This window comes from Actinoplanes aureus, from assembly GCF_015704865.1.
Classification (GTDB): domain Bacteria; phylum Actinomycetota; class Actinomycetes; order Mycobacteriales; family Micromonosporaceae; genus Actinoplanes; species Actinoplanes aureus.
On record NZ_JADQTO010000016.1, the window covers coordinates 129,451 to 153,137 of the forward strand.

General features: G+C 70.8%; 22 protein-coding genes. 6 read left to right on the forward strand and 16 right to left on the reverse strand.

Annotation, left to right across the window (positions count from 1 at the left end):
- Positions 1-14: 14 nt before the first annotated feature.
- Positions 15-929 carry a cation diffusion facilitator family transporter gene (locus tag I4J89_RS30120; protein ID WP_196417489.1) on the reverse strand — a complete coding sequence of 305 codons (915 nt, stop codon included), beginning with the start codon at positions 927-929 and terminating at the stop codon, positions 15-17.
- A 181-nt stretch (positions 930-1,110) separates the two neighbouring features.
- On the opposite strand from I4J89_RS30120, the gene I4J89_RS30125 reads away from it, so the two are divergent.
- Positions 1,111-1,992, forward strand: coding sequence for an SMP-30/gluconolactonase/LRE family protein (locus tag I4J89_RS30125; RefSeq protein ID WP_309238529.1), 882 nt, complete (start codon positions 1,111-1,113; stop codon positions 1,990-1,992).
- Here the strand turns inward: I4J89_RS30125 and I4J89_RS30130 are convergent.
- The gene (locus I4J89_RS30130; RefSeq protein WP_196417491.1) at positions 1,989-4,112 is read right to left on the reverse strand and encodes a HelD family protein; all 2,124 of its coding nucleotides are present in this window, start codon (positions 4,110-4,112) and stop codon (positions 1,989-1,991) included. The genes I4J89_RS30125 and I4J89_RS30130 overlap by 4 nt on opposite strands.
- Before the next feature lie 408 nt (positions 4,113-4,520).
- Positions 4,521-5,486 carry an alpha/beta fold hydrolase gene (locus I4J89_RS30135; RefSeq protein WP_196417492.1) on the reverse strand — a complete coding sequence of 322 codons (966 nt, stop codon included), beginning with the start codon at positions 5,484-5,486 and terminating at the stop codon, positions 4,521-4,523.
- A 168-nt stretch (positions 5,487-5,654) separates the two neighbouring features.
- On the opposite strand from I4J89_RS30135, the gene I4J89_RS30140 reads away from it, so the two are divergent.
- Positions 5,655-6,263: a carbonic anhydrase gene (locus tag I4J89_RS30140; protein ID WP_196417493.1), complete on the forward strand. Its 609-nt coding sequence runs from the start codon at positions 5,655-5,657 to the stop codon at positions 6,261-6,263.
- Between the two features lie 68 nt (positions 6,264-6,331).
- Here the strand turns inward: I4J89_RS30140 and I4J89_RS30145 are convergent, their stop codons facing one another.
- A complete protein-coding gene (locus I4J89_RS30145; RefSeq protein WP_196417494.1) occupies positions 6,332-6,661 on the reverse strand; it encodes a hypothetical protein in 330 nt (109 codons plus the stop codon).
- 244 nt (positions 6,662-6,905) lie between these two features.
- On the opposite strand from I4J89_RS30145, the gene I4J89_RS30150 reads away from it, so the two are divergent.
- Together I4J89_RS30150 and I4J89_RS30155 are read left to right on the forward strand one after the other, a co-directional pair.
- Positions 6,906-7,397: a DUF3145 domain-containing protein gene (locus I4J89_RS30150; RefSeq protein ID WP_196417495.1), complete on the forward strand. Its 492-nt coding sequence runs from the start codon at positions 6,906-6,908 to the stop codon at positions 7,395-7,397.
- A 44-nt stretch (positions 7,398-7,441) separates the two neighbouring features.
- Complete coding sequence (locus I4J89_RS30155; protein ID WP_196417496.1) at positions 7,442-9,175, forward strand: glycoside hydrolase family 3 protein; 1,734 nt, start codon at positions 7,442-7,444, stop codon at positions 9,173-9,175.
- 97 nt (positions 9,176-9,272) lie between these two features.
- On the opposite strand, the gene fabF is transcribed toward I4J89_RS30155, so the two are convergent.
- From fabF to I4J89_RS30180, 5 genes are all read right to left on the reverse strand, one after another.
- Positions 9,273-10,499, reverse strand: coding sequence for a beta-ketoacyl-ACP synthase II (gene fabF / locus I4J89_RS30160; RefSeq protein ID WP_196417497.1), 1,227 nt, complete (start codon positions 10,497-10,499; stop codon positions 9,273-9,275).
- A 1-nt stretch (position 10,500) separates the two neighbouring features.
- On the reverse strand, positions 10,501-10,743 hold the full coding sequence (locus I4J89_RS30165; RefSeq protein WP_196417498.1) for an acyl carrier protein: 243 nt from the start codon (positions 10,741-10,743) through the stop codon (positions 10,501-10,503).
- Positions 10,744-10,792: 49 nt separating this feature from the next.
- Positions 10,793-11,743: a beta-ketoacyl-ACP synthase III gene (locus I4J89_RS30170; RefSeq protein ID WP_196417499.1), complete on the reverse strand. Its 951-nt coding sequence runs from the start codon at positions 11,741-11,743 to the stop codon at positions 10,793-10,795.
- 29 nt (positions 11,744-11,772) lie between these two features.
- The gene (locus tag I4J89_RS30175) at positions 11,773-12,699 is read right to left on the reverse strand and encodes an ACP S-malonyltransferase (protein WP_196417500.1); all 927 of its coding nucleotides are present in this window, start codon (positions 12,697-12,699) and stop codon (positions 11,773-11,775) included.
- Between the two features lie 179 nt (positions 12,700-12,878).
- Complete coding sequence (locus I4J89_RS30180) at positions 12,879-14,093, reverse strand: PucR family transcriptional regulator (RefSeq protein ID WP_373688175.1); 1,215 nt, start codon at positions 14,091-14,093, stop codon at positions 12,879-12,881.
- A 286-nt stretch (positions 14,094-14,379) separates the two neighbouring features.
- On the opposite strand from I4J89_RS30180, the gene I4J89_RS30185 reads away from it, so the two are divergent.
- Positions 14,380-14,604: a hypothetical protein gene (locus tag I4J89_RS30185; protein WP_196417502.1), complete on the forward strand. Its 225-nt coding sequence runs from the start codon at positions 14,380-14,382 to the stop codon at positions 14,602-14,604.
- A 106-nt stretch (positions 14,605-14,710) separates the two neighbouring features.
- Positions 14,711-15,328, forward strand: a complete 618-nt coding sequence (locus tag I4J89_RS30190) for a TetR/AcrR family transcriptional regulator (RefSeq protein ID WP_196417503.1) — start codon at positions 14,711-14,713, stop codon at positions 15,326-15,328.
- Between the two features lie 17 nt (positions 15,329-15,345).
- On the opposite strand, the gene I4J89_RS30195 is transcribed toward I4J89_RS30190, so the two are convergent.
- The 7 genes from I4J89_RS30195 to I4J89_RS30220 form a co-directional block, all read right to left on the reverse strand.
- Entirely contained in the window at positions 15,346-16,005 is a 660-nt protein-coding gene (locus I4J89_RS30195; protein WP_230859825.1) for a hypothetical protein, read from the reverse strand.
- Between the two features lie 298 nt (positions 16,006-16,303).
- On the reverse strand, positions 16,304-17,710 hold the full coding sequence (gene gltX / locus I4J89_RS30200) for a glutamate--tRNA ligase (protein WP_196417504.1): 1,407 nt from the start codon (positions 17,708-17,710) through the stop codon (positions 16,304-16,306).
- Positions 17,707-17,892: a hypothetical protein gene (locus I4J89_RS30205; protein ID WP_196417505.1), complete on the reverse strand. Its 186-nt coding sequence runs from the start codon at positions 17,890-17,892 to the stop codon at positions 17,707-17,709. The genes gltX and I4J89_RS30205 overlap by 4 nt, the downstream gene beginning before the upstream one ends.
- The gene (locus I4J89_RS50975; protein WP_255521830.1) at positions 17,880-18,002 is read right to left on the reverse strand and encodes a hypothetical protein; all 123 of its coding nucleotides are present in this window, start codon (positions 18,000-18,002) and stop codon (positions 17,880-17,882) included. The genes I4J89_RS30205 and I4J89_RS50975 overlap by 13 nt, the downstream gene beginning before the upstream one ends.
- A gap of 14 nt (positions 18,003-18,016) precedes the next feature.
- The gene (locus I4J89_RS30210) at positions 18,017-20,146 is read right to left on the reverse strand and encodes a methyl-accepting chemotaxis protein (protein WP_309238530.1); all 2,130 of its coding nucleotides are present in this window, start codon (positions 20,144-20,146) and stop codon (positions 18,017-18,019) included.
- Positions 20,147-20,217: 71 nt separating this feature from the next.
- A complete protein-coding gene (gene aceE / locus I4J89_RS30215) occupies positions 20,218-22,971 on the reverse strand; it encodes a pyruvate dehydrogenase (acetyl-transferring), homodimeric type (RefSeq protein WP_196417506.1) in 2,754 nt (917 codons plus the stop codon).
- A 171-nt stretch (positions 22,972-23,142) separates the two neighbouring features.
- Entirely contained in the window at positions 23,143-23,547 is a 405-nt protein-coding gene (locus I4J89_RS30220; protein WP_196417507.1) for a YjbQ family protein, read from the reverse strand.
- Positions 23,548-23,687 lie beyond the last annotated feature (140 nt).

Sequence of the window (23,687 nt, forward strand, 5' to 3'; positions counted from 1 at the left end):
TGATCGCCATACCCTCACCAGCCGGTCGGCGTACAGTGCCGGCCCGCGCCGGCGGGCTCGACCTGAAGCGTGGCGTGGTCGATCGCGAAGTCTTCGTGCAGAGCCTCGCGGGCCACGGTCAGCACCGCGCCCAGCTCGGCCGCCGGGTCCAGTTTCAGGTGCGCCGACGCGACGTCCATACCCGAGGTGAGCGTCCAGACGTGCAGGTCGTGGACGTCGCAGACGCCCGGAACGGCGGCCAGGCGCTCGCGTACGGCGGTGATGTCGAGGTGCTCCGGCGCGGCCTGGACCAGGATCCGGACCGCCGACCGGCCGAGCGCCCAGGTGCGGGGAAGGATCATCAGGGCCACCACGACGGCGACGATCGGGTCCGCGTACGCCCAGCCGGTGAGCCAGATGACCACTGCGGCCACGATCACCCCGACCGAGCCGAGCAGGTCACCGAGCACCTCCAGGTACGCCCCGCGAACCGCGATGTTCTCCTTCGACCCGTCGCGCAGCAGCCGGAAGGCGATCAGGTTCGCCACCAGGCCGCCGATCGCGACCGCCAGCATCCAGCCGGCCGGCACCTCGGGCGGATCGGTGAACCGGCGCACCGCGTGCACCAGCACGAACCCGGCGACCCCGGCCAGTAGCAGGGCGTTGGCCAGGGCGGCGAGCACCTCCAGCCGGTAGAGGCCGAAGGTACGGCGGGAGTCGGTGCCGGCCCGGCCCGCGGCGGTGATCGCGGCGAGCGTCATGGCGATGGCCAGCACGTCGGTGAACATGTGCCCGGCGTCGGAGAGCAGGGCGAGGGAACCGGTGAGCCCGGCTGCCACCGCCTCGACGACCATGAAGGCGGTGAGCAGACCGGCCGCCCACCAGAGGCGCTTGCGATGGCGAGCGCCGCCGTGCGTCGCCGCGGTGCCGTGATCGTGGCCGGCTCCCATGTCTTTCACCTTCCGTCGTCAGGCGGGCCGTCGCCAATGTATGCGTACATCGCTATATATGCAATCGGTTGTGCGGAGCGCTCCCACGCGTTGGAATCGCGAGGACCCCGTTACGCATCGGAAAGGAAGTCTCGTGCTTCGGCGTACCCTTGCGAACGCTGTTCTCTGCACCGCCTTGGCGGTGACCGTAGTCGCCCAGCCCGCCGCTGCGGCGCAGACCAGCCCACTACCCAGCACAATCACCCTGCCGAGCGGTTTCCAACCCGAAGGCATCGCCATCGGCCAGAAGCCGTACGCCTACTTCGGCTCCCGGGTCGACGGCGACATCTACCGCGCCGACCTGCGCACCGGAGCCGGCCGGATCTTCGCCGAGGGCCCGGGAACCACCTCACTGGGCATGAAGATCGACGACGGCCGGCTCTTCGTGGCCGGCGGCAACGGCGGCGACGCCCGCGTCTACGACCTGCGGTCCGGCGCTCTCCTGAAGACCTACCAGCTGCGGCCCGCCGCCGACGGGCCGTTCATCAACGACGTGATCGTCACCCGGGACGCCGCGTGGTTCACCGACTCACGCAGCGCGACCCTGTTCAAGCTGCCGCTCGGGCGGCACGGCAAGCTTCCCGCCGAGGCGGTGGCGGTGCCGCTCACCGGCGACCTGGTGGTCGTGCCGGGCGCCACCAACGCCAACGGCATCACCACCACGCCGGACGGCCGGGCGCTGATCATCGTGCAGTCCAACACCGGCTACCTGTTCCGGGTCACCCGGTCCGGCGTGACCACCCGGATCGACCTGGGCGCCGAGCTGGTGACCAACGGAGACGGCCTCTGGCTGCGCGGAAAGACCCTCTACGCGGTCCAGAACCGGCTCAATGTCATCGCCAAGATCGAGCTGAACCGGAAGGGCACCGCCGGCACGGTGGTCTCCCGCACCGGCGATCCGCGCTTCGACGTGCCGACCACGATCGCCGAGTACGGCAAGCGCTTTTACCTGCCGAACGCCCGCTTCACCACCCCGCCGACACCGGAGACCACGTACAACGCGGTCGCCGTGCCGATTCCCTAGGGCAACCAGCCGGGGTTCGTACCCACCGTGGTGAGCCGTTGCGTCGCACGCGACAGGGCCACGTACAGGGTGCGGACCCCGGCGTCGTCCGTCGCGATCTGGGCGGGTTCGACCAGCACGACGGCGTCGTACTCCATGCCCTTGGCCTCCAGCGCGGTGACCACCTGGACCCGCTCCGGCAGCCCGGCGACCCAGCCGGCCACCTCGTCGTGCCGGGGCACCGGCATGATCACGCCGATCGTGCCGTCGACATCGGCGAGCTGCTTCTCGGTCAGCTCGCGGACCGTCTCCGGCAGCGTGTCCGGCGTGGCCACCACGTCGACCGGCTCCACCCCGGTGCTGCGCACCGCCGACGGCAACGGCAGGTCCGGCATGATCGTCCGGATCACCTTGGCCGCCACCTCGAAGATCTCCGACGAGTTGCGGTAGTTGGTGGTCAGCGCGTAGCTGTTGCGCTTACGGGAGCCGAGGGCCCGGTCGCGGGACCGATCCAGCTCGGTCGGATCGCCGGACCAGGCGGTCTGTGCCGGGTCGCCGACGATCGTCCAGGACGCGTACGACCCACGCCGCCCGATCATCCGCCACTGCATCGGTGACACGTCCTGCGCCTCGTCGACCACCACGTGCGCGTACTCCCGGTAGTCCTCCTCGCGCTGCACCTGCTGGGCGCGGGCCGCCGCCTGCCGGTCCGCGTACGTGCTGACCTCCTGGATCCCGTCCCGCACGTGGAACGGGTTCTTCGACCTGCGCTGCGGCTGGCGGGGCCGGCCCATCAGCTCGTCCAGCTCGTCCAGCAGGGCCACGTCGGAGATCGTCGGTCCCTCGGTGGCGAGCGCGTCGAACGAGCCCTGCAGGGTGGCGATCTCGTCGCGGGAGAGCACGCCGTTCGCGTACGCCCGGAGCCGTTTCGGATCGGCCAGCCACCGCAGCACCCGCATCGGGGTGAACCGCGGCCACCAGGCCTTCAGGAACTCCCGGAAGTCGCCCCGGTCGGCCAGCTCGGACTCGAACTCGCGCTTCTCCGGCAGGCCGGTGACCTTGTGCTCGCGGGCCTGCGCCCAGAGCGCGTCGAAGATCCGGTCGAAGCCGTGTCCGCGTACCTCGTTGCGCCGCGCGCCTCGCGGCAACGCCTTGCGCCGGAGCTGGTCGAGCTGGGCGGCGTCCAGCCGCAGCAGCGTGCCCCGGTAGAGCAGGCGCAGCTCGGTCGGGCCACCCGGCACCGCGTCGTGCGACGCGCGCTCCAGCACCCGCCGCATCCGCAGCGAACCCTTGATCGCGGCGACCTCGCCCGCATCCACCCGGGTCGCGTCCCAGCCCGGCACGAGCGTCCCCAGCGACCGCAGCGTGGCGGTCTCCTCGCCGAGCGAGGGCAGAACGGTCGCGATGTACTCGACGAACACCCCGGACGGGCCGACCACCAGGATGCCGCCGCCGGCGAACCGGCTGCGGTCCGAATACAGCAGGTAGGCGGCACGGTGCAGGGCCACCGCGGTCTTGCCGGTGCCTGGCCCGCCGGTGACGATCGTCACACCGGAGGCGGGGGAGCGGATCGCCTCGTCCTGCTCGCGCTGGATGGTGGCGACGATGTCGCGCATGCCCCGCCCGGTCGCCTTCGCCAGGCTGGCGAGCAGCGCGCCGTCACCCACCACCCGCATGTCCGCCGGGGCGGCGTCCGGGTCGAGCAGGTCGTCCTCGATGCCGGTGACCTTCTCGCGGCTGGACTGGATCATCCGGCGGCGCACCACGCCGAGCGGTTCGGCCGCGGTGGCCCGGTAGAACGCGGCCGCGGCCGGTGCCCGCCAGTCCACGACGAGCGGTTTCGAGTCCTGGTCCCGGATGCCCATCCGGCCCACGTAGTGGGTGGCCCCGGTGGTCAGGTCGAGCCGGCCGAAGACCAGCCCCTCGTACTCGGTGTCCAGGGCGTGCCGGCGGCGCGCCGCGTGATAGACCATCGCGTCGCGCTCCACCAGCGAGCCGAAGGTGCCCACGCCGGACAGACGGTAGCCCTCCTTCTCGGCCCGGGACGCGTCCTGGCGCAGCTCGGCGAGACGGGTGTACACCCGGTCCACGTGTTGCTGCTCGACCGCGATCTCCTGCTGAAGGACGGTGGCGTCGCTCAAGTCGGTCGTTCTCCCTTTCACTGCGCACCACCAGCGCCTGGCGCCGATGCACGGCGGCAATGCGCGGTCCGCTCTTCCCCACCTGCGAGCCCGACAGCGCGCGCTGTGCGCGAGGGGGCAATCGAACTTACTCCTCCGGGGTGGCCAGCGTCGAACGCACCTCCCTCCAGGCCGTCGTCCAAACCTCCAGGCCCGTCGTCCGAACTTCTCAGGATCGTCGCCAGAACACCGCAAGGTGGGCGTTTCCTGCGAAACAGCGCCGGCCGCACGGCCGCAGTTGCTCCGGCTTCAAGCCAACGACCCCGCATGGGTACGCGTAACCGTCCGTCCCCGAAGAACCACACCTCCCGCCGGCGCCACGCGACCGGCTGCCACCGACGGCCCCAGCGCGACCGCCGGGCTGAAGCGTCAGGCGGCCTGCCGGACGCCGGCTGTCCCGGACATCCGCAGCGCCTCCTCGTGCCGCTCCCGTTTCGCCTGGCGGACCACCCGGCGGACGATCCCGGTGAGCGCCGCCGACACCTCCTCCGGCCGTTCCAGCGGCAGCATGTGTCCGGCACCCGGGAAGACCTCCAGCTCGGCGCCGGGGAGCGCGTCGGCGATCGACCTGGCACAGGCCGGCGGGGTCAGCCGGTCCCGGTCACCGGCCAGCACCGCGGCCGGTACGTCGCCCAGTGCGGCCAGCGTGTCCAGGCGCTGCTGGGCGCCGACCGACGCCCGGAAGCCGCCGATCGAGCGCAGCGGGGCACGGCCCAGGCTGCGCAGGGTCAGCCGCAGCGCCTCACCCGAGCAGTCGTCGCCGAAGAGCAGCCAGCGCACCGCCGGGCGCAGGGCGGGCAGAACGGCCCGGTGCGGGCACCACGCGCCGGAACGGGCGAGCAGCCCGGCACCGATGGTCTCGCCGGCCCGCAGCACGGTGGCCAGGTGCGGCGGCAGACCGTACCGGGTGTGGGTGTGGCCCTCGGCGGTGGTCGACACGAAGAGCAGGCCGGCGACCCGGGCGGCGAAGTCGTCGGGGTGCCGGTGGGCGTACTCCATGATCGTCATGCCGCCCATGGAGTGGCCGGCGAGGATCACCGGCCCGGACGGCGCCAGCTGGTTGATCACCTCGGCGAGATCGTCACCGAGCTGGCCGAGGGTGGCCGAGCGGAGCCGGGTGGCACCGGAGCGCCCGTGCCCCCGCGTGTCGTACGCGATCACCCGCGGCGCCTTGCGCCCCATCCCGCCGAGCGCGGCGACCTGGTGCTGCCAGATCCGGCGGTCCAGGCACCAGCTGTGCATAAGCACCACCGTCACCGGCGCGTCGGCCGGGCCGGACAGCTCGGCGTGCAGCCGAACCCCGTCCGCGAGAATGATCTCCGAACGCTCAGACATGGGCACCTCCGTGCGGCTCACCGCCCCGCAGTACCCACGGGTAATAAGCATCACTCGCGATCTCCGGCTTCGCCACATCCGCGTGTAGGACTTTCGGCCATCGCGCGAGGAACAGTGAGTTAGCTCGCAATCACTTTCCCGGTGGGCCGCGCGGGCGAAAATCTCTCCATGACGGCCACCCGAGACGCCAAGATCGTCAGCCCCGCCGAAGCCCTGACCAAGCTCATCACGGGCAACAAGCGGTTCGTCTACGGCAACCCGCGGTACGGCCATGACGTCACCCAGGCGGCCGCGACCGCCGGCGGTCAGCAGCCGCACTCGCTGGTGCTGGGCTGCATCGACTCCCGGGTGCCCCTCGAGGCGATCTTCGACCAGTCGTTCGGTTCGATCTGCGTGGCACGCTCCGGTGGGCACGTGCTGGATCGGTCACTGGTCGGCTCGGTCGGCTTCGCCGTCGCCAAGCTGCGCGTCTCGCTGATCCTGGTGGTCGGGCACAAGCGCTGCGGCGCGGTGCACGCCACCGTCGACGCGCTGCTCGCGGGCACCGCCTCCGAGGGCGAGGTCGGCTATCTGGTGGACCAGCTCGCCCCGGCCGTGCGCGAGGTGGGCCTGGACGACCCGGACGCGGCCGAGAAGGCGGTACGCGCCCACGTGTTCCGGACCGTCGATCGGCTGCGCAAGGTCGACAGCCTGGCCCAGCCGATCGAGGCGGGCACGCTCAAGGTCGAGGGCGCCGTCTACGACCTCGACAGCGGCTGGGTCGAGTTCCTGCTCTGATCTTCAGCTAGTGCGAAAAGGCGCCTCCCGGTCATCGACCGGGAGGCGCCTTTCGTCGCTGGACTGGATCAGCCCTCGAAGACACCCGCGTCGGCGAGGCGCTTCTCGGTGGCGTCCCAGCCGTGCTCCGGGCTGACGGTGTGCAGAGCGTTCAGCTCGGCGCGGATCTTGGCACCGTGACCGGCGGCGGCCAGCACCCGGATCTCCTCGACGAAAGCGTCGGAGTCGGTCTTGAGGTGGGTGGTCTTGCCGTTGGTCAGGTTACGCACATAGGCGAAACGGCCGTTGGCGAGCGGGATGAGGTACTTGTACTCACCGAGCACGCTGAGGGCGCCGCCGGCGCCCGCCTGGCCGGCGCGGACTGATGCGCGGGCGGTCTTAGAGGTGTTGCTCGCCACGGCGGTACTCCTTGGAGGAAAGCAGAAAAGCAGAAAAAAGGCCGTAGCAACTCTACACGACTGCCGGTGGACCGTGCCGTCGGAGCAGGTAAGGCCGTTGCACAGGGTATGCCACGACGGCGGGTCCCATAGTCGATGTTGCGGATTCTCTGGCGCACCATCCGTACCACCCGGCATCATGGGACACGATCAACCGCGGTCGAGGTCGTAGGGGAAGACGCACCTCGGTCTCCGGGAGGTCACCGTGCCAACGTGTGGCGTCGTATACGTCCACTCGACCCCACTCGCCGTGTGCCAGCATGTCGAGTGGGCGATCGCGCGCGTCCTGACAGCGCCGGTCAATCTGCAATGGACCGTGCAACCGGTCGATCCGAGCATGCGCCGAGCCGAGTGCAGCTGGACCGGTCGGGCCGGCACTGGTGCCGAGCTGGCTGCTGCCCTCCGGCAGTGGCCCATGATCCGTTTTGAGGTCACCGAGGAGCCCAGTGCGGGCGTCGACGGGGAGCGTTTCATGCACGTCCCCGGGCGTGGCCTCTTTCACGGAGTCATGGGCGCGTCGGGTGACATCCAGATCGGGGAGGACCGGCTGCGCGCCATCATGGCCTCGGTCCGCGCGCCCGAGGCGCTGTCGCACGCGCTGGACAAGGCGCTCGGCACCGCCTGGGACGCCGAGCTGGAGCCGTACCGTTATGCCGGAGACGGTGCGCCGGTGACGCTGCTGACCCGGGTGGGCTGAAAGCCGACGCGTTGCGGTGGCGACGGTTGTCGTGAACTGGTTCGATGGCGATCGTGAAAAACCTCCTGCGCGTCGCTTTTGTCGTACCTCTGCTGTTGTCGATCAGCGCCTGTGGGGACGACGAGCCGGCGCCGCAGGCACCCGCCCCGACCACCGCGGCGGTGTCGCCGTCGGCGGCGCCGTCCAGCGCCGCGCCGCCGCCCGCTGATCCGGCCGTGCGTGCGGCCGAGACGGTGGCCCGGCTGAGCGACGAGGACCTGGCCGGCCAGGTGCTGATGCCGTACGCCTACGGCAGCGCCGCCACCACGGTCGACAAGGCCGCCGCCGCGGGCAACCAGCAGCTGGCCAAGGTGAACACGCCGGCCGAGATGATCGCCAAGTTCCGGCTCGGCGGGCTGATCCTGGTCGGCTTCAAGCCCGAGGACCCGACCGGAGCCACCAACCCCACCTCGAACGTCGAGAACCCGAAGCAGGTGCGCGCGCTCACCACCGGGCTCCAGGAGGCGGCCGCGAAGCTGCCCGCCGCGGCGCCGCTGATGATCGGCACCGATCAGGAGTACGGGGTGGTCACCCGCATCACCGAGGGGGTCACCATGCTCCCGTCGGCACTGGCGTTCGGTGCTGCCGGGCAGCCGGCCCTGACCGAGGCGGCCTGGCACGCGGCCGGGCGGGAACTGGCCGCCATGGGCATCACGGCCGACTTCGCCCCGGTCGCCGACACGCTGGGCCCGAAGGGCAGTTCGGTCATCGGGTCCCGCTCGTTCGGCGCCGACGCCAACGCGAACGCGGCCCAGGTCGCCGCCGCGGTACGCGGGCTCCAGGCCGCCGGTGTCACCGCCACCCTGAAACACTTCCCGGGCCACGGGCACACCACCGCCGACAGCCACGACGAGCTCCCGCTGATCGCGCAGAGCCGCAAGGACTGGGAGGCTCAGGACCTGCCGCCGTTCCGGTCCGGGATCGACGCGGGCGCCGGCGTGGTGATGTCCGGCCACCTGAACCTTCAGGCGGTCGACAAGGGCGTGGCCGCGACGTTCTCCCACAAGGTGATGACCGATCTGCTCCGCGGACAGCTCAAGTTCACCGGCGTCGCGGTCAGCGACGCGATGAACATGGCACCGGCGCGGAAGTGGCCGGCCGGTGAGGCGGCGGTGCGCGCGCTCAACGCCGGCAACGACATGCTGCTCATGCCACCGGACATCGGCGCGGCCCGGGACGGCATCCTGGCGGCGTTGAAGAGCGGCGGCCTCAAGCGGGAACGCCTGGTCGAGGCGGTCACCCGGATTCTCACGCTGAAGTTCCGTACCGCGCGGACCGCACAGCCGGACCTCGCGACCATCGGCTCGGAGGAGAATCAGCGGGCGGTCGCGGCACTCGACGCGGCCTCGATCACGGTGCTGCGTGGCAAGTGCGCCGGGCCACTCGCCTCCGGGCCGGTCACCGTGACCGCGCCCGCCTCCCGCGAGGTGGCCAGGGTCGCCCTGGTCCGGGCTCTGCAAGAGGCCGGCGTGAACGTACAGGCGGCCGGCGGTGCCGCCATCCATCTGGTGGGGTACGGCGACAAGCAGGCCGACCTGGACGACGCCGCAGCGATCACCGTGATGATGGACAACCCGGCACTGCTGGCCCTGTCGCGGTCACCGACGCTGATCGCCACCTACTCGTCCAGCAAACTGTCGCTGACCGCCCTGGCAGCGGTCATCGCCGGCAAGGCCAAGGCCCCCGGCAAGTCGCCGGTCGCCGCGGGCAAACTGCCCCGCAGCGCCTGCGTCAAGTAGCGGAGCGGGACGCCGCCGTCCGTGCCGCGTACCGGTGGAGTGCCACAGGCCCACCACCGGTACGCGTTCAAGCACCGCAGGACGCCGCTGCAACGGGTCAGACGCGGGCGAAGACCAGCGCCACGTTGTGGCCACCGAAGCCGAACGAGTTGTTCATCGCGGCCTGGATCTCCGCGGGCCGGGCCTTGTGCGCGGCGACATCGAGGTCGAGGCGCTCGTCCGGCTCGTCGAGGTTGATGGTCGGAGGGATGATGCCGTCCCGGAGGGCCAGGATGGTGGCGATCGACTCGAGCGCGCCGGCCGCGCCGAGCAGGTGGCCGGACATCGACTTGGTCGAGGTCAGGATGGGGTGCGTCCCGATCGCGGCCTTGATGCCCTTGATCTCGCCCATGTCGCCGACCGGGGTCGAGGTGGCGTGGGCGTTGACGTGGTGGATGTCGGCACCGGTCAGTCCGGCGTCCTGGATGGCCATCCGCATGGCGCGGATGCCGCCCCTGCACTCCGGGTCGGGCTGGACGATGTCGAAACCGTCCGAGGTGATGCCGGCGCCGGCGAGTCGGGCGTACACCCGGGCGCCGCGGGCGGCGGCGTGGTCGGCCCGCTCCAGGATGAGCGCTCCGGCGCCCTCACCGAGGACGAAACCGTCCCGGTTCTTGTCCCACGGCCGGGACGCCTTCTCCGGGTCGTCGTTGCGGGTGGACATGGCGCGCATCGAGGCGAAGCCGGCGATCGGCAGCGGGTGCACCACGGCCTCGGTGCTGCCGGCCACCACCACGTCGGCCCGGCCCGCACGGAGCAGGTCCAGACCGAGGGCCACCGCCTCGGCGCCGGTCGCGCAGGCGCTGGCCATCGCCCGGACACCGGCCCGGGCACCGAGTTCCAGCCCGATGTACGCGGCCGGCCCGTTCGGCATGAGCATCGGGACCGTGTGCGGGCTGACCCGCCGCGGCCCGGACTGCTCCAGGATGTCGTCCTGCTCCAGGAGGGTGATCGCACCGCCTATTCCGGTGCCGTAGCTGACCGCGAGACGGTCGGGGTCCAGCCCCGAGTCGGCCAGCCCGGCGTCGGCCCAGGCCTGCTTGGCCGCGATCACGGCCATCGCCTCGGCGCGATCCATCCGGCGCAGCCGGACCCGCTCGAGCACCTCGGAGGGCTCGACGGCGAGCTGGGCGGCTATCCGGACCGGGAGTTGACCGGCCCACTCCTGGGTGAGCGGACCCACCCCGGAGCGGCCGGCGAGCATGGCGTCCCAGGTGGACGCGACGTCCCCGCCCAGCGGGGTCGTCGCGCCGAGCCCGGTGACGACGACGTCTACGTTGCTCATGTCAGTGATTCGCCTCGATGTAGGTGACGGCGTCGCCCACGGTCTTGAGGTTCTGCACCTCGTTGTCGGGGATCTTGACGCCGAACTTCTCCTCGGCGGCCACCACGACCTCGACCATGGACAGCGAGTCGACGTCCAGGTCGTCGGTGAAGGACTTCTCCTCGGCGACGTCCTCCGGGTTCACCCCGGCGACCTCCTCGAGGATCTCGGCGAGGCCTGAGGTGATCTCTTCGCGAGTAGCCATTGTTGGGTCTTTCCTCTCGATGGTGTGTTGTGCGACGGCCGGATGCTGCTCAGGGGCAGCGGACGACCTGGCCGGCGTAGGTGAGGCCACCGCCGAAGCCGAAGAGCAGTACCGGCGCCCCGGAGGGCACCTCGCGGCGCTCGATCAGCTTGGACAGGGCCAGGGGGACGCTCGCGGCGGACGTGTTGCCCGACTCGACGAGGTCCTTGGCGACGATCACGTCCGGGCCGAGGCCCAGCCGCTTGACGATGCCGTCGATGATCCGGGTGTTGGCCTGGTGCGGGACGAAGGCGGCCAGCTCGGACGGGGCGACACCGGCACGCTTGCAGACCTCGATCGCGAACGGCGCCAGCGCGGTGGTGGCCCAGCGGAAGACGATCTGGCCCTCCTGCTTGATGTACGGCTGCCAGCCCTCGATCTTCAGCGCGTCGCCCTTGTCCGGGGCGGAACCCCAGAGCACCGGGCCGATCGCGGCCTCCTCGCCGTCCGGGACCGCGCTCACCACGGCAGCGCCCGCGGCGTCGCCGAACAGGACAGCGGTGGTGCGGTCGGACCAGTCGGTGACGTCGGAGAGCTTCTCCGCACCGATCACCAGGGCGTTGCGGGAGGCGCCGGCGCGGATCGCGTGGTCGGCGGAGGCCAGCGCGTAGGAGAAGCCGGAGCACGCGGTGTTCAGGTCGTAGGCGGCCGGCGCGGCGATCCCGAGCCGGGCCGCGACCCGGGTGGCCACGTTCGGGCAGCGGTCGATGGCCGAGCAGGTCGCGACGACGACCAGGTCGATGTCGGCCGCGGTCAGCCCGGAGGCGGCGAGCGCCTTCTCCGCCGCGTACGTGGCCATGTCGGCGACCGTCTCGGTGTCGGCGACCCGCCGCTCGGCGATGCCGACCCGGTCCCGGATCCACGCGTCGTTGGTGTCCAGCGTGCTGGCCAGGTCATCGTTGGTGACCACGCGCGAGGGCTGATAGTGGCCCATGGCGACGATGCGGGAACCCGCGGTCATCGTTCCTCCTTCGAACGCGGCTTCGCGCGTCACAGCTGTCCGTGCCGGGCGATCAGGTCGCGGGCGGCCGGCAGGTCATCGGGCGTGTTCAGGGTGACGATCTCCGGCGCGCCCTCACCCTTGAGTTCGCGCTTGACCAGGCCGGCCAGCGTGCCGGCCGGTGGCAGCTCGATGACGCCGGTCACGCCGAGGCCGGCGAGCGTCCGCATGCACAGGTCCCAGCGGACCGGCGCGGTCACCTGGCGGACCAGGCGCTGGAGCATCTCGCGGCCGTCAGTGACGGACGTGCCGTCCAGGTTCGACAGCAGGATCCGGGCCGGGTCGTGCACGGTGACCCCGTCCGCGACGGCGGCCAGCGCGGCCTCGGCGGGAGCCATGTACGGCGTGTGGAAGGCGCCGGCCACCGCCAGCGCGATGACCCGGGCCTTGGACGGCCGCTCGGCGGCCAGCGCGGCCAGCCCGTCCAGCGCGCCGGCGGCGACGATCTGGCCGGCGCCGTTGCGGTTGGCCGGGTACAGCCCGAGCTTCTCGATGGCGGCGACCACCTCGTCCGGGTCGTCGCCACCGAGCACGGCGCTCATCCCGGTCGCCTCCAGGGCACAGGCGGCGGCCATCTCCCGGCCGCGGACTCCGGCCAGGGTGATCGCGGCCTCGGCCGGCAGCACACCGGCGAGGGCGGAGGCGCTGAGCTCGCCGACGCTGTGGCCGGCGACCAGCCCGGCGTCGTGCATGGGCAGGTGCTCGGCGGCGAGCAGCGCGGCGGCGACCAGCAGCGGCTGGGTCCGCGCGGTGTCCTTGATCTCGTCGGCGCCGGCCTGCGTGCCGAGGTGGATCAGGTCGACCCCGGCCAGATCGGACCACCGGCGGAGGTGGTCCTCGGCGCCGGGGAGTTCGAGCCAGGGAGTGAGGAAGCCGGGCTTCTGTGAGCCCTGGCCGGGCGAGAGAACTGCGAGCACGTCCTCGACTCTTCCGGATGGGAGGGGGATGCGGGGTTGCCGGGCACAACCAAACCCTACGATCAGGGTTGTAGGGTTCCTACAAAAGAGGGGTTAACTTGGCAGGATTCGACCCTATTTATGGTGCAGGTCGTTAGTTGCCGATGCCGCGCCGGGCGGTGTGTTCCGCACAACACTCGTCAGGTGGCGGGGTCCAGACGGCCGATGGTCAGCGCCATTCGCAGGGCGAAAGCGTCGCGGCCGTCCAGCGGTGAGAGCGCGGTCACCTCGGCCACCCGGCGCAGCCGGTACCGGACGGTGTTCGGGTGGACGTACAGCTCGCGGGCGGCGCTCTCCAGGACGCCGCCGGAGGCGAAGAAGGCGTCCAGGGTCTCGAGCAGCCCGCTGCCGGCGCGAGTGAGTGCCCCGTACACGTCGTGCCGGAGCTTGCGCCGGGCGTCCATGTCCCCGGAGAGCACCCGCTCGGGCAGCAGGTCGTCGGCGGCGACCGGGGAGGGCGCGCCCGGCCAGGCGGCGGCCGCCCGGAAGCCGGCCAGGGCGGCCCGGGCCGACTCGGTCGCCTGGTCCAGCGACGGCACCGCGGGGCCGACCACGATCGGCCCCTCGCCGAAGGTGGGGCTCAGCGTCATCGCGGTGGCTACCGGGTCGGTGGCGCCGCCCACCACGACCACCAAGCGGTCACCGTGCACCCCGCCGATCACCTCCAGCCGGGAGCGCCGGGCGACCCGGTAGACGGCGTGCAGCACGGCGCTGATGTCGCCGCCGGGGGAGCGGCCCACCACCACCGTGACCGGCGGAGCGTCGGCCCAGCCGAGCGCGGCCGCCCGGCTGGCCAGTACGTCCGAGGAGTCACCGCGCAGCAGGGCGTCGACGAGCAGCGCCTGGAGGCGGGCGTCCCAGGCGCCCCGGGACTCGGCGGCCCGCGCGTACACCCGGGCGGCGGAGAAGGCGACCTCCCGGGAGAACCGCAGGATGGCCTGGAGCAGCGCCTCCCGCTCGGCGGCCTCGGCGAAGCTCGGCACCTCGGTCTCGGCCACGTCGATGGTCACCTTCACCAGCTGCACGGTCTGGGTGAGCGTGATCGCCTGGGCCAGCGCGCGCGGTGCCGCGGCGAACACCTCGTCGGAGATCTCCTGGGTGGCAGCCACGGTTCCGCCCGAGCGCAGCCACTCCACCAGTGATCGGACACCCGCTTGTGCGACGAGCATCACCCAGGAACGTTGGTCGGCCGGGAGCGCACGGAACCACGGGAGCGTCTCATCCATGCGGACCACCGCCGCGCTGGCCAGCGCGCCGGCCTGCCGCTCGATCCGGCGCAGAGTGCCCGGGAGCAGCGGTTTCACCGGCGGGGCGGGCTCGTCGGCGGTGGCTGGTACGCGGTGCGGTCGGGCGATGTCTGCCACCGGCTCAGCGTGACACGATCCGGCCGGGTCGTGTCACCGGGCCTGTCCAGCGTCCGGATGACACGCCGCAAAAGATCGGACGGCGAGGAATTTTAAGGTGTTTTATGACTTTTGACCGGTGTAGCGGTGCGCCTCTCCCGCGACTTCGGTCGGTGACCTGGCATCGTGTCGGACTAGCGCGGTCCGGGTCGGGACTCAAACCGGGCTGCGCGGTGCCGATGAAGAGACGGTGCCGATCGAGCAGAACTGGTCGCGAACCACAGATCGAGGAGGCGAGATGATGGAACGGGATGACGCGTTCGCGCGTACCGAAAGTGATCCCGCCCTCGAAGAGGCGCCGGTGCCCGCGGCGGCCGACGAGGAGCCGATCATCGACCCCGGCCTGGGCCGGGTCGGATGCCGCACGGACCTGCGTGGGTGGGCCGGAGCCCACCTGCACGGCGCGGTCCGCCCGCGGCGCCGCGCCGCGGGCCGCGGCCGCCCACCAGGCCGCTGGTGTTAGGTCGCGGGCGCCGCGCCCGCTGACGCCGACCCGTATGGGTGAGAGCGGGCCCTGATGTGGGCGCGTTTCGGCTTGCCGGCGGGGCGGGACTGGTCAGCTATGGGTGGTGGACGACAAGAGAAGGCTCATTCTCGACCAGGCGCTGGCCCTGGTGGACGAGCGTGGGCTCGCGGCGATGTCGATGCGGGCGGTCGCGGAGCGGGTCGGGCTCACCTCGATGGCGCTCTACCCGTACGTCGGGGGCAAGGACGCCCTGCTGGACGGGCTGGTCGACCTGCTACACCTGGAACTCGGCTCGGCGGTCGGGGGCGACCTCCCGGACATCGACTGGCGGCATCGGCTGCGTGCGCTGGGCCGCGCCGTACGCTCGCTCGCCCACGCGCATCCCAGCGCGTTCCCGCTGCTGCTGAACCGGTCGGCGGCCGGTGCGTCGGCGTCCTGGCTGACCGCGGCGCTGCGTGGCATCCTGCACGACGCCGGGGTGTCCGCCGGGAGCGTGCCCCGGATGGCCCGGCTGATCTGTGCCTTCCTGCTCGGCTACACAACCGGTGAGGTGACCGGCGGGCTGCCCCGGATGCCGGCTGCGGAGAACCCGGAGATCGAGAACGGTGCCGGCGAGGCGCAGGCCGAGGCCGAGTACGACGCGGACCTCGCGGACCTGATGCGCATGATCGAGTGTGCGGTGCGCGACGAGGGCGCGGCGCACAGCAGGACGAGACCCTAGCCGGGCCCGCCGGATGATCAGACCCGGCGGCGGATCAGGTACGCCATACCGGCCAGCCCCACCAGGATGACCACCAGGACGGCGCCGTTGAGCAGGAACAGCCGGCGCACCTCGGTGAAGACCTCGCCCATGCTCTCCACCGGGTTGTACTCCTCGCCGTCGAGGTCCTGACCGACCCCGCCGCCGATGCCGCCGTTCACCACGTCCGGCTTGGCCTTCAGCGGCGCCCCGCTGATCCGCAGCGACTCGGACATGGAGAGCCGGCCGTAGAACCAGCCGGCCGTCTTCTTGCCGGACGGCTGCTTGGCCGGGCGGAACGCCCGGGGTCCGCCGGCGGCCAGCGGGTACAGGTCGTACACCTGGTGCGGCGCGTCCTTGACCATCAATGTGACCGTGTACTTGGGGCCGAGGCTGGTGGCTTTCGGCACGGACGCCTGCGGTGTCTCCGAGGCCAGCCAGTCGACCTCGGCATAGAGCATCTGGAACAGTTTCGGGTCGGTTTCCTGCCGGATCACGACCGGCTTGGACATGCCCTTGCCGGTCAGCTGCGCCGCGTTCGGTTTGACTACTTTGGGTGCCGCGTGCGCGGCCGGTGGCATGATGCCGATGGCCAGCACGACCGCGACGGCGGCTGTTCCCAGCGCCGTCACCAGTCTGGTGATCGTCCCTCGCACCATCCGACCTCCCCCGCCCGTGGATGGACATGGACCATTGAACCCGCTGCTCCGACCCGGCGATGGAACCGGGGCACGGCCCGGCCTCCAGCCTTCCCGGACGGCGGCCCGGCCGCATCTCGTAGCCGGGTGAATTGGAGCCATTTGGGGGACGGCTGACGAGACGGTTCGGCCGTTGATCAGCGGCCGAACAGTATCAAGTCTCGGCAATACGTGGGGGTGGCGGCCACCCGTGCAGAGGATGGGATCACCGGATTCGACGACCGGCTGTGGCCACCGGCCGTCGAATGCGGTAATGGCGTCAGAGGCGCGCGCGAGCTGCGGCGATGCGGGAGAGCGTGCGCTCCCGGCCGAGCGCCTCGAGCGACTCGAACAGCGGCAGACCGATCGTGCGGCCGGTAGCCGCCACCCGTACCGGTGCCTGGGTCTTGCCCAATTTGAGACCTCGCGCCTCGCCCACCTGCTCGAGCGCGGTCTTGAGCGCATCGGCCGACCAGTCGGTGAGGGCGCCGAAGGCGGCCGCCGCACCGTCCAGAATGTCCGCGGCGCCTTCCTTCATGGCCTTCGCCCAGGACGCCTCGTCGTGGACCGGCTCGTCCAGGAACAGGAAGTCGACGTAGTCGACGATCTCGGAGAGCACCGTGATCCGGGTCTGTGCGAGGGGGGCGATCGTGGTGAACAGCTCGGCGTCGAACTTCTCCGCCGGCCAGGACGGCGCGGCGATGGTGTCGGTGCCGGTCAGCCACGGCGCGCAGACCTGGGTGAACTCGCTCGGCGTGAGCGCACGGAGGTACTCGCCGTTGAACGCCCGCAGCTTCTTCACGTCGAAGAACGCCGGCGCGTGGCTGACGTCCTGGATCCGGTACTCCTCCTCGATCACCGACCACGGGACGATCTCCCGGTCGCCGGTGGGTGCCCAGCCGAGCAGCATCAGGTAGTTGCGCATGGCGGCGGCGAGGTAGCCCTCGTCCCGGTACGACTCGAGGGCGACCTTGTCGCGGCGCTTCGAGAGCTTCTGCCGCTTCTCGTTGACGATGACCGGGACGTGACCCCAGACCGGCGGCGTGACACCCAGCGCCTCCCAGAGCATCTGCTGCTTCGGGGTGTTCGGCAGGTGCTCCTCGGCGCGGAACACGTGGGTGATGCCCATGCTCATGTCGTCGACCACGTTGGCCAGAAGGAACACCGCCGAGCCGTCACTGCGGGCGATGACGAAGTCCTCGATCAGCTTGTTCTCGAAGGTCGGCTTGCCGCGGACCAGGTCCTCGACCACGGTCTCGCCCTCGTCCGGCGTACGGAAACGGAGTGCGCGCCCCTCGCCCGGGCCGAGCCCGCGCTCCCGGCAGAAACCGTCGTAGCCGGTGTGCTTGTTGCCGGAGCGGGCGACCACGTCATCGCGGGTGCAATCGCAGTAGTACGCCTTGCCCTCGCCGTAGAGCCGGGTGGCGGCGGCGGTGTGGTCGGCGGCGTAGGACGACTGGAAATAGGGCCCTTCGTACGTCCCGCGCTCGATGCCGATCCAGTCGAGTGCCGAGATGATGCCCTCGGTCCACTCGGGGCGGTTGCGGGCCGCGTCGGTGTCCTCGATCCGGAGCACGAAGACACCGCCGTGCTGCTGGGCGTAGATCCAGTTCTGTAGCGCCGAACGGGCGCCGCCGACGTGGAACATGCCTGTGGGTGAGGGTGCGAAACGTACGCGAACAGTCACGACCCCACCCTACCGAGACCGGCGATGGCTTTACCGACCCAGTCCGGCTGCTCCCGGAACAGAGTGATCTCCGGACCCGGTTCCCAGGTGCCCTCGATCCGCCCGTTCACCAGCACCACCGGCGAGATCCAGCCCTGCGGCCGCGAGACCGCGGCCTTCGGCCCGCTGCTCACGGTGTCCACCGGGCGTGGATGCCGCAGAGCCGGCGGGCCAGAGCGACCACGTCGGCCGCCTTCTCGGCGCCGAGGAAATGGCGGTGCACCCGCCATCGCAGCTGTTCGTCCGGAGTCACGCGACAGACGCTAGTCACACGGTGAAGCGGCCGACCAGACCCGTGAGGCGCTGCGCGGTGGCGGACAGCTCGCCGGCCGCCTGGTGTGCCGCCGCCACCGACTGCCGGGTGCCCTCCATGGCGCCGCTCACCGTACCGATGCCGGTCGCGATCTCCCGGCTCCCGTCGGCCGCCTCGGAGATGTTGCGGGCCATCTCGGCGGTGGTGGCGGCCTGCTCCTCGACCGCTGCGGCGATCGCCGTCTGATAGTCGTTGACCTGCGCGATCCGCGCGGAGATCGCGTCGATGGCGGTGACCGCGCGGGCCGTGTCGCCCTCGATCGCGGCGACTCGGGCGGTCACGTCCTCGGTGGCGCGGGCGGTCTCCTGGGCCAGTTCCTTCACCTCGCCGGCGACGACCGCGAAGCCCTTGCCGGTCTCCCCGGCCCGGGCCGCTTCGATGGTGGCGTTGAGGGCGAGCAGGTTGGTCTGTTCGGCGATGGTCGCGATCAGGCGTACCACGTCGGTGATCTTGGCGGTGGAGGAGCGGAGCTCGGCGATCACGCCGGCCGCCGCCGAGGTGAGCCCGACGCCGTCCCGCCCGGCCTGGGCGGCCTCCTGCGCGTTGTGGGAGATCTCGGTGATCGAGGCGCCCATCTCCTCGGCACCGGCGGCCACCGTCTGCACCACGTGCGACATCGTGTCCGCCGAGACGGTCATAGTGCCGGCCCGGTCGGCGGCGACGTCCGCGGCCGCGGCCATCTCCCCACCGGTTGCCGACACCTGCTGGGCGGTGTCGGAGACCTCGCCGGAAGCGATGGTCACCTCCTGCATCACCGTGCGCAGCTCGGTGACCGCGGTGTCCAGGGCGGCGCTCGCCTCGCCGATCTCGTCGCGCCCCCGGTCCCGGACCGAGACCGTGAGGTCGCGCTCGGCCAGGCGGGTGAGGGCCCCGGTGAGCCGGGACACCCGCCCGGCGAGGCGCGAGGCCTGAAGGAAGGCGACCGCGGCGCCGACCACCGCGAGCAGCACGGCGACGACCACGAACCAGGTGAGCATCGCGCCGCGCCCGTCCCGGACCACGGTGACCGCCCGTTCGGCGTCGGCGTTGTAGCCGCCGACGGTGACGGCCCATTGGTACGGGGCGTAGTACGCGACCGTCGTGGTGGTGTCTCCGGCTTCCGAGCCCCCCGCCCCGGGTAACTGGTACGTCGTCCGCCACGTCGCGCCCTCGGCGAGCTGAGGGGCCTGGGTGACGATCTGCTCGACGTACCGGGTGCCGGCGGCGTCGGTGGCCTCCAAGTCGGTGGTGCCGACCACCCCGTCGAGACTGGAGGCGACGACCTGACCTCGATTCGCCGCCGCGGTGCTGAAGATGCCGATCCAGCCGTTCTCGCGTACGGTCCGCCCGGCGATCGTCGCGGTGAGGTTCTCCAGCGCCTCGCTCTGCGGCACGCCGACGTAGAGCGCACCGATCACCGCGCCCGAGGCGTCCTTGATCGGGTCGTAGATGCTGATGTAGGGCGTGCCGACCACCTGCGCGACCCCGCGGAACGTCTTGCCCGCCTTGATCGCCGCGGCCACCGCGTTCGGCTTGCCGTCCGCCGCGGTGGCCGGGATGTACGTCCCGATCACCCGCTTCCCGTCCTTGCCGCGGATCGTGGTGGCCACCCGCAGCAGGTCGCCGGCGGCGTTCATCCGCTGGAAGAGGGTGACCGCGCCGCCCGCGAGACTCTCGGCGTCGTCGACGTACGGCGTGGTCCGCCCCGGATCGGTGTTCTGCCCCAGCCAGGAACCGTCGACCGTGACCCGGGGCAGGGTGACCCGCGTCTTCGCCTGGCTCACCTGGTTCACCGCGGTCCAGGTCGCGGTCCGCTCGGAGAACTCCACGCCGCCCCGCTGTTTCAGCAGGCCGGCCGCGCTGCTCAGGCCGACGTCCACGCCGTGCTGGATCTCGTCGCCGACGGTCTTGACCAGGCTCGTGATGTCGGCGGTGGTCCGGTCCAGCTCCGCCTCGTTCTGCCGCAGCACCTCACGTTCGGTGCGGTCGGCGAACCGGCTGCTCTGCCAGGCTCCGACCGCCACCAGGACCAGCGCGGTGACGAGCACGCTGCCCAGACCGAGGATCAGGAGTTGGTGGCTGATTCGAAGGCGCACACCGGTCACATCGGCACGGTCGGCGCCAAAACTGAGGCGGCCCGCCGCAAACGCGACGGGCCGCCTCAGAGAGCGTGCGATCAGCTGTCGCCGCCGGTCTCGCCCACCGGCGCGGCGTTGACGTCGTCGATCGCGTACTTCTTGGCCGCCTCGGCCGGGACGTGCGCCGGAACCTGACCGCGCAGTGCGAGCTCGCGCAGCGTGGCCACGGTGACCGACTCGCCGTCCACGTGGAAGTGGCGGCGCAAGGCGTGCCGGGTGTCGCTCATGCCGAACCCGTCGGTGCCCAGCGAGGTGTAGCCGTTGGGTACCCACCGGCTGATCAGGTCGGGTACCGCCCGCATCCAGTCGCTCACCGCGACCGACGGACCCTCGCTGCTCTCCAGCTTCTGCTGGATGTACGGCTTGCGCGGGGCGTCGCTCGGGTGGAGCAGGTTGTGCTCCTCCGCCTCGATCGCGTCCCGGCGCAGCTCGGTCCAGGAGGTGACCGACCAGACGTCGGCGCTCACCCCCCAGTCCTGGGCGAGCAGGTCCTGGGCCTTGAGCGCCCAGCGCATGCCGGTGCCGGAGGCGAGCAGCTGCGCCTTCGGTCCGTTCGTCTGGGGACCCTCGGAGAATCGGTAGATGCCCTTGAGCAGGCCCTCCACGTCCACACCCTCGGGCTCGGCGGGTTGCACGGCCGGCTCGTTGTAGATGGTGAGGTAGTAGAAGATGTTCTCCTGCTTCTCGCCGTACATGCGGTGCAGGCCGTTCTCGATGATGTGCGCGATCTCGAACGCGAACGCCGGATCGTACGCCACCACGGCCGGGTTGGTCGCCGCGATGAGCAGCGAGTGTCCGTCCTCGTGCTGGAGGCCCTCACCGTTCAGCGTGGTCCGCCCGGCGGTCGCGCCGAGCAGGAAGCCGCGGGTCATCTGGTCGGCGGCCGCCCACAGCTCGTCCGCGGTCCGCTGGAAGCCGAACATCGAGTAGAAGATGTACAGCGGGATCATCGGCTCGTCGTGCGTGGCATACGACGTGCCGGCCGCGATGAAGCTCGCCGTCGAACCCGCCTCGTTGATGCCCTCGTGCAGGATCTGACCGTTGGTCGCCTCCTTGTAGGACAGGAACAGCTCCCGGTCCACGGAGGTGTAGGTCTGGCCGTGCGGCGAGTAGATCTTCTTGGTCGGGAAGAGCGAGTCCATGCCGAAGGTGCGGGCCTCGTCCGGGATGATCGGCACCCAGCGGGCACCGAACTCCTTGTCCTTCATGAGGTCCTTGAGCAGGCGGACGAACGCCATCGTGGTGGCGATCTTCTGCTTGCCGCTGCCCCGCTTGATGTCGCCGAACGCCTTCGAGTCCGGGATCTTCAGCGACTTGGCCTTGGTGCGCCGGGTCGGCACGTAACCGCCCAGGTCACGGCGGCGCTGCTGGAGGTACTGGATCTCGTCGGAGTTCTCGCCGGGGTGGTAGTACGGCGGCAGGTACGGGTTCTCCTCGAGCTGCTTGTCGCTGATGTCGAGGTAGAGCCGGTCCCGGAAGCCCTTGAGGTCGTCCAGGGTCATCTTCTTCATCTGGTGCGTGGCGTTGCGGGCCTCGAAGTGCGAACCCAGCGTCCAGCCCTTGATGGTCTTGGCGAGGATCACGGTCGGCTGGCCGGTGTGCTCGGTCGCCGCCTTGTACGCCGCGTAGAGCTTGCGGTAGTCGTGACCGCCGCGCTTGAGGTTCCAGATCTCGTCGTCGCTGAAGCTGTCGACGAGCTTGCGGGTCCGCGGGTCCCGGCCGAAGAAGTGCTCCCGCACGTACGCCCCGGACTCACCCTTGTACGTCTGGTAGTCGCCGTCCGGCGTGACGTTCATCAGGTTGACCAGCGCGCCGTCGGTGTCCGCGGCGAGCAGCGGGTCCCACTCGCGGCCCCAGACCACCTTGATGACGTTCCACCCGGCGCCGCGGAAGAAGGCCTCCAGCTCCTGGATGATCTTGCCGTTGCCGCGGACCGGGCCGTCCAGGCGCTGCAGGTTGCAGTTGATGACGAAGGTGAGGTTGTCCAGCTCCTCGCGGGCGGCCAGGCCGATCGCGCCGAGCGACTCGACCTCGTCCATCTCGCCGTCGCCGAGGAACGCCCAGACGTGCTGCTGGCTGGTGTCCTTGATGCCGCGGTTGTGCAGGTACCGGTTGTACCGCGCTTGATAGATCGCGTTCAGCGGGCCGAGGCCCATGCTGACCGTCGGGAACTCCCAGAAGTTCGGCATGAGACGCGGGTGCGGGTAGGACGGCAGGCCGCCACTGGACCCGTCGGGTAGGCGGTGCGACAGCTCCTGCCGGAAGCCGTCCAGCTGGTCGGTGCTGAGGCGGCCCTCCAGGTACGCCCGGGCGTACATGCCCGGGGAGGCGTGCCCCTGGAAGAAGATGTGGTCGCCGCCGCCCGGGTGGTCCTTGCCGCGGAAGAAGTGGTTCATGCCGACCTCGTAGAGGCTGGCCGACGACGCGTACGTCGAGATGTGACCGCCGACGCCGATCTCCGGGCGCTGCGCCCGGTGCACCAGCATCGCCGCGTTCCACCGGATGTACGCCCGGATCCGCCGCTCGACGAACTCGTCACCCGGGAACCACGGCTCCCGCTCCGGCGGAATCGTGTTGATGTAGTCCGTGGACGTCAGTGGCGGAACGCCGACCTGTCGCTCCCGGGCCCGCTCCAGCAGGCGCAACATCACATAACGGGCTCTTTTGGCGCCTCGTTCGTCGATGACTCCGTTGAGCGACTCGACCCACTCGTTGGTTTCCTCGGGGTCGATGTCGGGAAGCTGGCTCGGCAGGCCATCGCTGATCACCGGGCGCTTGCGCTCCGTGGCCACAGGCAATCCTCTTGGTGTGAGTGTCGGACAACCGGGCGACCCTAGGTGGCGAATCGCTCGGAACAGGCTTCCATCCTGCCCCCTCACGGTGTGCGTCGTCACGTCTACCGGGTGTCTCAGCGACGCGCGACACACGTACTGACCAGTAACTTTGTGGACGCGCTCCGGTGATCAGCCCGCCATGAAGGAGAAACGCACCTGTCGGGTGGGGTTGTCGCCGTTCGGATCGACCAGACATATCGATTGCCAGGTGCCGAGCGCGATCCGGCCGCCGATCACGGGCAGTGACGCGTACGGCGGGATCCAGGCCGGCAGCACGTGATCGCGGCCGTGGCCGGGTGAGCCGTGCCGGTGCCGCCACTTGTCCACGGCCGGCAACAGGTCATCGATCGCGGTCAGCAGGTCGTCGTCCGAGCCGGCTCCGGTCTCGATGATCGCCAGGCCGGCTGTCGCGTGCGGAACGAAGATGTGCAGCAGCCCGTCTCTCTCGGACTCGACGAACTGCTCGGCCTCTCGGGTGATGTCGCGGACCACGGGGGAACCGCCGGTCCGTACGGTGATCACTTCAGTGCGCATGGTTCTCATGTATATAGATCGAGCAGCAGGAACAACCCGGCGGTCCCGGCCAGCCAGCACAGGCAGAGCGCCAGCCGGGCGGCGGCGCACCTCATGATCATGTCCTGAGTACACCACCGGGTCACCCACCCGCGCCGGTA